9 protein-coding genes are annotated in these 8589 nt (G+C 41.8%); all 9 read right to left on the bottom strand.

Annotation, left to right across the window (positions count from 1 at the left end; genetic code table 11):
* Positions 1 to 1051 (bottom strand): G5 domain-containing protein (locus SMSK564_RS0101930; protein ID WP_001232694.1); only part of this gene is annotated, 1051 nt, incomplete at its 3' end.
* Positions 1052 to 1053: 2 nt separating this feature from the next.
* Positions 1054 to 1617 carry a TIGR01440 family protein gene (locus tag SMSK564_RS03615; protein WP_000659513.1) on the bottom strand — a complete coding sequence of 188 codons (564 nt, stop codon included), beginning with the start codon at positions 1615 to 1617 and terminating at the stop codon, positions 1054 to 1056.
* 114 nt (positions 1618 to 1731) lie between these two features.
* Positions 1732 to 3423, bottom strand: a complete 1692-nt coding sequence (locus SMSK564_RS03610) for a cache domain-containing sensor histidine kinase (RefSeq protein WP_000831066.1) — start codon at positions 3421 to 3423, stop codon at positions 1732 to 1734.
* Positions 3420 to 4157 (bottom strand): response regulator transcription factor, encoded by a 738-nt coding sequence (locus tag SMSK564_RS03605; RefSeq protein WP_000222630.1) that lies wholly within the window; start codon positions 4155 to 4157, stop codon positions 3420 to 3422. Before SMSK564_RS03605 ends, SMSK564_RS03610 begins: the two co-directional genes overlap by 4 nt.
* Positions 4158 to 4227: 70 nt before the next feature.
* Positions 4228 to 5340, bottom strand: coding sequence for a peptide-methionine (R)-S-oxide reductase MsrB (gene msrB, locus SMSK564_RS03600; protein ID WP_000998574.1), 1113 nt, complete (start codon positions 5338 to 5340; stop codon positions 4228 to 4230).
* 9 nt (positions 5341 to 5349) lie between these two features.
* Positions 5350 to 5913, bottom strand: a complete 564-nt coding sequence (locus SMSK564_RS03595; RefSeq protein ID WP_000759260.1) for a redoxin family protein — start codon at positions 5911 to 5913, stop codon at positions 5350 to 5352.
* Between the two features lie 13 nt (positions 5914 to 5926).
* Positions 5927 to 6637 carry a thiol-disulfide oxidoreductase-associated membrane protein CcdA2 gene (gene ccdA2, locus SMSK564_RS03590; RefSeq protein WP_000368752.1) on the bottom strand — a complete coding sequence of 237 codons (711 nt, stop codon included), beginning with the start codon at positions 6635 to 6637 and terminating at the stop codon, positions 5927 to 5929.
* A gap of 328 nt (positions 6638 to 6965) precedes the next feature.
* A complete protein-coding gene (locus tag SMSK564_RS03585) occupies positions 6966 to 7865 on the bottom strand; it encodes an Rpn family recombination-promoting nuclease/putative transposase (RefSeq protein WP_000603352.1) in 900 nt (299 codons plus the stop codon).
* Between the two features lie 146 nt (positions 7866 to 8011).
* Positions 8012 to 8563, bottom strand: a complete 552-nt coding sequence (locus SMSK564_RS03580; protein ID WP_000835664.1) for a GNAT family N-acetyltransferase — start codon at positions 8561 to 8563, stop codon at positions 8012 to 8014.
* Between the last annotated feature and the right edge of the window lie 26 nt (positions 8564 to 8589).

The raw sequence follows: 8589 nt of genomic DNA, 5'->3' as shown, positions 1-8589 counted from the left end.
CTACTTGGTGGCTTGGTTCAGTTTGTGGTACTGGAGTTGGGGCAGGTTGCACCTCTTTCTTAGTTCCGACTGCAATGACTTGCGGCACAGGATTTTGAACCACTTGGTCTTCAATGACTTCTCTAACTTCTTGACCATTGACCATCGATACTTTAGTTACAAGACGACGCTGACCCTTTACTCCTGCTGTGACGATACGAGTCTTTCCTTCTGCTAGATTCGCATCTGGACTTGTGACCGTTTCAAAAGGAATCTCCACCAAGCTCTCTTCCTGTCTAACCTGAGGCTTCTCAGAAACTGGTTCAACAGCAGGAGCAACTGGAGTCTCTACTACAGGTTTTTCGATGACAGTTTCTGGAGTGACAGCAGGTCTTTCTTGAACGACTTCTGTTTTCTCGATTTCTTTTGAACTTTGCTTTTCGACTGGCAACTGAGGCTTCTCAGAAACTGGTCTTGATGGATGGAGTTCTGCTTCCTTGAAGTAGCCAATGTATTCATAGCCATCAATATGAATAATCCCTTCAGCTAAACCTTCATGTGTAGTAGCCGAAATAGTTTGGTTATAAGAAAGCAATTCTTTATTTTCAAATGCAAATGTCCCGTAAGGCACAAACGTGCTAGCTCCTAAAGAACCAATCAAGAGAACACCTAGAACCTCTTTGCGACCTTTTTTGGACACCAAAAAGACTGCTAGAGAAGCCGTTGCCAAGCCAAGACCTGCCAAAGCTAGTTCCTTACTTCCTGTATAAGGAAGTTGTTGACTGTTAGTTGCCTTCTTACGATAAACTACATATAGAATATCATCATCTTGAAATTCTGTAGGAACCTCATGGTGAATCAGGGCTTTTTCAGACTCGGTCAATTCCTGCTCCGCCAAATAACGGTAATGAACACTGTGAGCACCGCCAACTTCATTGGCTTGAACCTTATCTACTGAAAGAGTACTAGCACCAAAAAGGAAAGCACCGATTGCTACAGGACCTACCCCAACAGTTAACTTACGAATTGAATATTTTGTGATTTTTTCTAGTTGTTGTTTTGTTTTTCTCATTTTCACGACTTTCTAATAGAATCTTGTGGATAATACGCACGCGCACCTCCAATTAATTTTGGACGACTAGCCAACGCCGTTACGTGGGCATGACCAATCTCTCTCAAAAGAGGGCGAATCGGAACCTGAACATGCTTGACATGCATGCCAATTGCAGTGTCTCCGATATCCAATCCAGCATGAGCCTTGATAAATTCAACCTCAACTGGATCTTGCATAAACTTGAAGGCTGCCAACTGACCTGAACCTCCTGCATGAAGGGTAGGAAGGACACTGACCATTTCCAGACCAAACTGCTCTGCCACCTGACGTTCAACAACGAGGGCCCGATTGACATGTTCACAACCTTGAACAGCTAGATGAATTCCTTTTTCCTCTAGGATATCTAGGATAGTCTTCACAATGATTTCGCCAATTTCTTGGCTGGATTCCTTGCCAATCTGACCACCTATCACTTCACTAGAAGAAAGGCCCAAAACAAAGATGGATTCTTGCTTCAAATTGGCCTTTTCCAATACATCTTTTACAATCTGGCTTGTTTCTCTTTGAATGTCTTTTTCCTTCATACTTGATACCTCTTTTGTCACTATCTATCATATCGTTTTTTCTTGTTTTTAGCAAGATAGACAACCTGAAAATCTTACTCCAACCTGCATAAAACTCCCAGAATTGACTGAGAGTTAGTTAGTTTCTATTCTATTTATGTATATTTCAACCGTCGTCCCTTTTGAGGGAATAGAATCGATCTTCATCTGGTAATGTTCTCCAAAATGAAGTTTGAGCCGTTGGTCAACATTTTGCAGACCAACTCCCCCACGTTTGAGCTGACTTTGACTACTATCGCCAGCAACTTGGAAGCCAACGCCATCATCCTCAATGCGGATGACCAAGCCCGAATCCTGTTTCTGGACAGAAACTCTAATATGTCCCTGACCTTCCTTCTCCTTGATGCCATGGTAAAGAGCATTTTCCACCAGAGGTTGTAACACCAGCTTGGGCAAGACTAGATGATCAAAGGCAGGATTTTCAGCAATCTCGTATTCCAGCTTATCCCCATAACGTTGTTTCTGGATAAAGAGATACTGGCGGACATGGTTGATTTCGTCAGACAGGTAAATCAAGTCCTTGCCTTGATTGAGCGCCAAGCGGAAGTAGGTCGCCAAGGACTTGGTCACCTGAACCACCCTCTGACTGTCCTGAAATTCAGCCATCCAAATGATGGTATCCAAGGTATTATAGAGGAAATGCGGATTAATCTGGCTCGATAGGGCTTGAAGTTGGTACTGACGGGTTGTTTCTTCCTGCCTGCGAATATCCGCCATCAGCTGATCAATCTGATCCAACATGGCATTGAACTGACGAGTCACTTCTCTCAGTTCATAGGCACCAGTTTCCTTGGCACGAAGATTCTGATTACCAGAAGCAATCTCCAGCATGGTATCTCTCAAATCCTTCAAAGGAGCAATCCAGCGCTTGAGACTGAACCATACCAAACAGAGACAAGCAAGAAGAGAGGTGACACTGGCACCAAGCAAGGTCCACAAGAGCTGACTCCGAACCTGGTCTAACTTCTCCAACGAAGACACACCTATAACCGTCCAATCAGTTCCTACAATCTTTTCCTGACTGACATAGGATTTGTGATCTGGAGTATAGCCCTGCCCTGTCTCAATATAGGGTTTCATGGCCTCCATTTCGCTAGACGAACTATAGACTGTGTGTTGAGGATGATAAACAAATTCATGGTTTTCATTGATAATAAAGGCAAAGCCCTGCTGACCCAACTGAAGTTGATTTAGATAGGCTTCCAGAGTTTCATAAGAAATATCCAAACGAATCACACCCAGATTAACTCCCTTTGCATCAACAAGTTCTTGAGTGACAGAAATGACCCATTGACTATCTGATTTACGAGCTGGAGTCAAAACTGGCATGGCTCCCTGATGAATGGCCTTTTGGTACCAATCCTCAGCCATCATATCAGAGGAAGTTTTCATTTGCACACTATCATCTGTAGAAATGACCTGACCGGATTTGGTGACCAGTACCACCGTTTTCAAGTCTTGGTCTGCCTTCAATATAGTCAAAAATAGATCTCGAATTCCCTTGACCTTGTCTTGACTGGGATTCTCAGCATAGGCTAGGACATCCGTCTGCTGGGTCAAACTAGTCGAGGTGGTTTCTAATTTTTTGATATAAGACTGGATAAAGTGGCTAGTTTGGCTAATAGTCGTCTGGCTATTGCCCTCAATGCTAGCCTCAATGGCTGAAGAACTAGATTGATAGTAGAAAGTCCCAACCAGAGCTAGGAGAATGAGAAAGACCAGAAAGATGGAAATCACCATTCTGACTAGGAGAGAAGAACGCTTCATCGACCTTCCCCCTTCTTAAACTGACGAGGTGTCACACCTGCAATCTGTTTAAAACGTTGGGTAAAATAGTTCATATCTTCAAAACCAACCTTCTCTGCGATCTCATAAATCTTCAGATCTGTAGTTAAAAGCAAAAGCTTGGCTTGTTTGACACGTTCTCTCACCAGATAATCCTGAAAAGGCAGACCCAATTCTTTCTTAATCAAAGAACTCAGATAAGTCGGACTAAAGCCCAAGTCACTGGCTAAAGACTTTAAACCAAACTGGCTATCAGCCAGATGGGACTGGATTTTCTGAGCAATATTTCCCTCAAACTTATCAGTCAATAAATCTTGTAACTGCTCCTCCTTTTCTTCCTTATCCAACTTCTGCTTGATTTTCCCCAGCATTTCCTCAATATCCTGACGAGAAAAGGGCTTGAGAAGGTAATCGTCCACACCTAGTTTGACAGCAGATAAGGCATAATCAAAATCATCGTAGCCTGTCAAAAAAACTAGATGAACCTGAGGATAGGTTTCTCGGACCAGACTGGCTAACTGAAGGCCATTTAACTGAGGCATGTTGATATCGGTTAGAATGATATCTGGAACTTGCTTTTGTATCAATTCCCAAGCCTGTCTTCCATTTTCAGCTTGACCGATGATTTCCATATCGTAGGCTGCTACATTAACCAGTTTGGTCAAGCCTTGTCTTACCAGATATTCATCTTCTACAATTAAGATTGTATAGGTCATGCTTCTCTCCTTTGTCACTTACTAGTATCAGTATAGCAAAATTCTCCTCTAACTGCTTAGGAAAGCCCTCTTAATCGACATAATCTAGTAAATAAGCGTAGCCTTTTTCTTCCATTTGGTCTTTGGGAATAAAGCGGATAGAGAGACTATTAATACAGTAGCGCAAGCCACCCTTGTCCTGTGGGCCGTCCGTAAAGACATGACCAAGGTGAGAATCTCCAACTCGGCTCCGCACTTCCATGCGTGTCATATTGTAGGACTTATCTTCCTTATAGGTGGCAACATCTGGACTGATTGGTTGGGTGAAACTAGGCCAGCCACAACCAGACTCAAACTTATCCTTTGATGAAAAGAGGGGTTCGCCAGTTGCCACATCCACATAGATACCAGATTCAAATTTATCCCAGTAGCGGTTTGAGAAAGCCCGTTCTGTTTGATTTTTCTGGGTAACTGCATACTCCTCAGGTGACAGGGTCTTTTTCAATTCTTCATCACTTGGTTTGGGATATTTGCTGGCATCAATGACAGGATAAGCCGCCTGATTGACATTGATATGGCAGTAGCCATTTGGATTTTTCTTGAGATAGTCTTGGTGATAGTCCTCAGCCACCACAAAATTCTTCAAGGCCTCCTTTTCAACTGCTAGAGGTTGATCGTATTTCTTCGCTACCTCATCAAAGACCTGGTTAATCACCTCTAAATCCTTGTCATCTGTGTAATAAACACCAGTACGGTACTGGGTTCCCACATCATTTCCTTGTTTATTTTTGCTGGTTGGATTGATAATGCGGAAATAATGAAGCAGGATTTCCTTGAGGGAAATTTGCTTGGCATCATAGGTAACATGGACAGTCTCCGCATGACCTGTTTGGTTAATCAATTCGTACTTGGTTGTTTCCCCTCTACCATTTGCATAGCCTGATACGGCATCTGTCACACCAGGAACGCGAGAAAAATACTCCTCAACTCCCCAGAAACATCCACCAGCTAGATAAATTTCGTGCAAGTCTGCATCTTTACTCACTTCTGTTTTTTTCACTGTTTTTCCTCCTTGGCTAACTGATGCTTTCTCAATTTGCGAGCTATCTGTCTGCCCTGCATTTCGCATCAATAGAAAATAGAAACCGGTTATGGCTAGGAAAAAGATTCCTGCCAAGACAAACAATTTTACTTTATCATTCATGACCTTTCTCTACCCCATTTCTTTCAATGTTTTTAAAATCATATCCTTATCCATAAAACCAGGTTGCGTTTTGACTAGCTTACCTTCCTTGTCTATAAAGGCTTGAGTTGGATAAGAACGAACACCATAAGTTTCCAAAAGTTTACCTGATGGGTCAATTAGAACTGGGAAATTTTTATAATCCAAGCCCTTGTACCAGTTCTTAAAGTCTGATTCTGCTTGTTCCCCCTTATGTCCAGGAGACACCACTGTCAAGACCACATAGTCGTCTCCAGCATCTTTAGCAATTTCATCCGTGTCAGGAAGACTAGCTAGACAGATGGAACACCAAGAAGCCCAGAATTTGAGATAGACTTTCTTGCCCTTGTAATCAGACAAGCGATATGTCTTGCCGTCTACTCCCGTTAGTTCAAAATCAGCAACCGCCTGACCTTTAGTCGCAGTTTGCGCACTGACTTGTTCTGTTTTTGTTTGCTCCTTCATGGTAGATTCGTCTGACATATTTTTAGCCGAACAGGCTGCCAAGCAACAAATTGAGCCTACTCCAAGGAGACATGTTTGCCATTTTTTCATTTCTTATTCCTCTCTATTCAAATAATCTTGTTAAAATAGAAGCATTTCCCAAAAGCACCAAGATTCCCATCACGATAATGAGGAAACCACCTACTTTTTTGAGGGTTCCAAGGTAGGGATGAAGTTTTCGGAAATGTTTCAAAACATAGCTGGAGGCAAGAGCTAGAACCAAGAATGGTAGTGCCAAACCCAGCGTGTAAACCAACATGAGACCAGCTCCCTGCCAAGCACCTGAGCCACCTGAAGCCGCCAAGGCTAAAACAGAGCCCAGAACCGGTCCCACACATGGCGTCCAAGCAAAACTAAAGGTCAAGCCCAGTAAAAATGCCTGACTATATTCCTTACCCTTTTGCCCTTGTCTATTTAATTGTAACCTTCTTTCCTTGTAAAGTCCTTTCAAATGTAAGACTTCCATCTGGTGCAAGCCCAAGAGAATGATAACCGCACCCGTCACATACTGAAACCAAGAAGCATACAGCAAATTGCCTAAAAAACCAGCACCATATCCCAGTAAGATAAAGATAAAAGAAATACCCGCTATAAAGGCCAGAGTTCGCAATAAACTAACAACTGAGATTGAATATTTTCCACTAGAAGCCTGAGCACCATCTTTGTCATCCAACAAGACCCCTGCATAAACCGGTAACAAGGGTAAAATACAAGGAGAAAAGAAGGAAAGAATTCCAGCAAGAAAAACACTGATAAAAAAGATTATATTATCCATTGCCTTCCTCCATTCTTTGATTTGATAGGACTATTATAGCCCCAAAACTCCAGAAAAAATAGGGAAAATGATAGGGAAAAATAGGAATTTAATCAGGTTATACTTCAAATAAATCAAAAAAACATGAGTAAAAGGGTAAGCTATCTTAGTTTTTTGAGCCAACATTTAGTAAATTAAAAAACAGATTCTTCCATCTATCGCGGAAAAATCTGTCATTGATTTACTGATTTACAAAAACTCCAACCACGGTTTACGAACCTTATCTTTGCTGGTTCCTCTGTATTTTTTAGTTCTAAGAACCCCATTTTAACCATTATTGGTAATAGTCTTACAACAAGGCCTCAAACTCAGCAACGGTCATTCCCAATTGCTGGCTGGCAACCTCAGGTGTTAGAAGACCTTGGCGAACTAGATTTACTAAACCTACTTTTAACCCCTCTTTGATTCCCTCTGCACGGCCACGTTCTAAGCCTTTTTCTTCAGCTTGCTCCAAGGCATAGTCATGAGCCAATAATGCTTGTTCTTCTCGCATACGTAGTTGACTAAACATTTTCCTGTCCTCCTCGGACCAGCTCTTGTAGTCCAGCAGTTGGTCTGCTTGGCTGATGGCTCGCTCAGGTTGTTGGGTAAAGGGCTTGTTCCCAAAAAACTCCAACCACGGCTTGCGAACCTTGTCTTTGCTGGTTTCTCTGTATTTTTTTAATTCCAAGAATGCCATCTTGACCAGATGGTTTTCTTGACCGTTATTTGTTATGGTTAAGACCTCACCTGTCGTGTCCTCTCGCATACTAAAGCTATGAAAAGCTTGATCATCTTGAAAGTAGTTACTATCTACAATTGCGATAGCGTATACTGGTGCGATGTGTTTATAACTCTGGTGAGTATTGCCTTCTTGCTGGCGAATTTTTTCAAGATTTTGATTGACCTGACTACACAGGTAAGCCCACAGGCGATTGATGAAAAAATTCTGATGATGCACCTGAATCTCAATAATTACTTGTGTCCCATTGTCCAACTCCGCTAAGACGTCTATACTGGTATAGAAATCCTGCGCCGAGTACGACAGGGTAGGCAAGACATGAATATTGCTTCCCTCCAAAATCGTTACAGTTTTTGCAGGTAAATCCAACATATCGCGAATAAATTGACAAGTGATTTCTGGATTGCTAAAAATCTTCTTAGCAACCAAATCGTTGGTCGGGCTGATGCCCGGATGTCTGAGAATCATTCTTTCTCTCCTTTCATTATAGCACATTTTTTAATCTAGGATTACTAGATTCACTGACTCTATCTATTTATTTATTCGGAAAAGAAAGGATAAATGAAATAGTAAATAAAAAAATAAGAACAGCGGATAAGCAATAAATGTTAAGCTTATCTATCCTTCTTACTTATCTGATAATAAATAAGATCCGCAAGATAGCCTTTTCTCTCTACACCATTAACAATCGTTTGTAGATAGGACATTCCAGCCTTTTCCATGACACGACCTGAAGCTGGGTTGAGACTGGCATATCGAGCTTTGACTTTTTGAAAGCCTACTTGAGTAAAACAAAAGTCCAAGACAGCTTTTAAGGCCTCTGTCATAAGACCACGACCCCAATAGTTTTTTCCTAAAACATAGCCAATTTCACAAGAAGAATCGTTCTCATCTATTGCAACGATGCTGATATCTCCTATCACTTGTTCTGGGTTCTCTTTGAGACAAATGGCCCATTTGTAATAGTTAGGATTGGTATAGGAGGCAACCCAATTTCGAATGGAGTTTCGAGTAATTTCGACATCAGGATGGGGATCCCAGGTAACATAGGTCAGATTCTCAGCGGATGAAGCCCAATTTTGAAACATGGCTTCTGCATCACTCTCCACAAATCTTCTTAAAATCAAACGTTCTGTTTGTAATATTTGTGTACCGATAGATTTCACGATACTACCTCACTTTCTGATAGATG

This window comes from Streptococcus mitis SK564, from assembly GCF_000148525.1.
GTDB classification, from domain to species: domain Bacteria; phylum Bacillota; class Bacilli; order Lactobacillales; family Streptococcaceae; genus Streptococcus; species Streptococcus mitis_H.
The sequence above is the reverse complement of the archived record's forward strand: the minus strand, read 5'-3'. Positions and strand labels throughout refer to the sequence as shown.

Coding starts and splice junctions, on each gene's coding strand:
- ccdA2 (WP_000368752.1), bottom strand. CDS start 6,637: ATGGATAATATAATCTTTTTTATCAGTGTTTTTCTTGCTGGAATTCTT.
- SMSK564_RS03605 (WP_000222630.1), bottom strand. CDS start 4,157: ATGACCTATACAATCTTAATTGTAGAAGATGAATATCTGGTAAGACAA.
- SMSK564_RS03595 (WP_000759260.1), bottom strand. CDS start 5,913: ATGAAAAAATGGCAAACATGTCTCCTTGGAGTAGGCTCAATTTGTTGC.
- SMSK564_RS03585 (WP_000603352.1), bottom strand. CDS start 7,865: ATGATTCTCAGACATCCGGGCATCAGCCCGACCAACGATTTGGTTGCT.
- SMSK564_RS03615 (WP_000659513.1), bottom strand. CDS start 1,617: ATGAAGGAAAAAGACATTCAAAGAGAAACAAGCCAGATTGTAAAAGAT.
- SMSK564_RS03610 (WP_000831066.1), bottom strand. CDS start 3,423: ATGAAGCGTTCTTCTCTCCTAGTCAGAATGGTGATTTCCATCTTTCTG.
- msrB (WP_000998574.1), bottom strand. CDS start 5,340: ATGAATGATAAAGTAAAATTGTTTGTCTTGGCAGGAATCTTTTTCCTA.